The organism is Arthrobacter sp. JCM 19049, assembly GCF_001310435.1.
This window is the reverse complement of record NZ_BAXF01000816.1, coordinates 1-724: the sequence shown is the minus strand read 5'-3', so window position 1 is coordinate 724 and position 724 is coordinate 1. Positions and strand designations below refer to the sequence as shown.

General features: G+C 68.1%; 1 pseudogene. It reads right to left on the bottom strand.

Annotated features, from left to right (window positions below):
• Window positions 1–122: 122 nt before the first annotated feature.
• Window positions 123–724, bottom strand: a pseudogene (locus tag JCM19049_RS16480) (3-methyladenine DNA glycosylase); the annotation flags it as partial.

Below are 724 nucleotides of genomic sequence, written 5' to 3'. Positions count from 1 at the left end.
AGCCGCTGGCCGCCATCAGGGCCAGCAGGCAGGTCAGCGAAAGTCCGGCGCGGCGCGCCAAGCGTAGAACGTCCATAGTCCATTGTGGCTTGAAGCACAGCCCGGCCGCCAGCGTCCCGGCGTTAGCTGGTGCTCAAGGTGTTGCCGCAGGCCGGCAGCGCCACGGATTCGGCGACCGCCAGCAGCCGCGAACGCAGCACGTCGGCGCGTTCGGCGAAGCGCTTCTGCTCCCGCACGTAGCGGGCCTTGCCCTCGGCGGTTTCGATCCGGATCGGCGAGTAGCCCCACTCGGCCAGGTCGTAGGGGGAGGCCTGCATGTCCATGGTGCGGATGTCCCAGGCCAGCTCGAAGCAGTCCATCATCAGCTCACTGGAGACCAGCGGCACCAGTTTGTACGCCCACTTGTACAGGTCCATGTTGGCGTGCAGGCACCCGGGCTGTTCCAGGTCCCGCTGGGTTTCCCGGGTGGGCTGCAGCTCATTGAGCGGCGCGGCCTGCGGGGTGTAGAAGCGGAAGGCGTCAAAGTGGGTGCAGCGGATCCGATGCTTCTCCACCACCCGGTCGGTGCCGGCCGCGCCCAGCCGCAGCGGCAGGTATTCGTGCCGGATCCCGTTCTCCTCGGACTTGTAGGCCATCGCCCACTCGTGCAGTCCAAAGCAGGAGAAGCTGGCGGGGCGGCTCGCGGTGCCGCGCAGGATCACCCGGGCGAACTCCAGCATCCGGG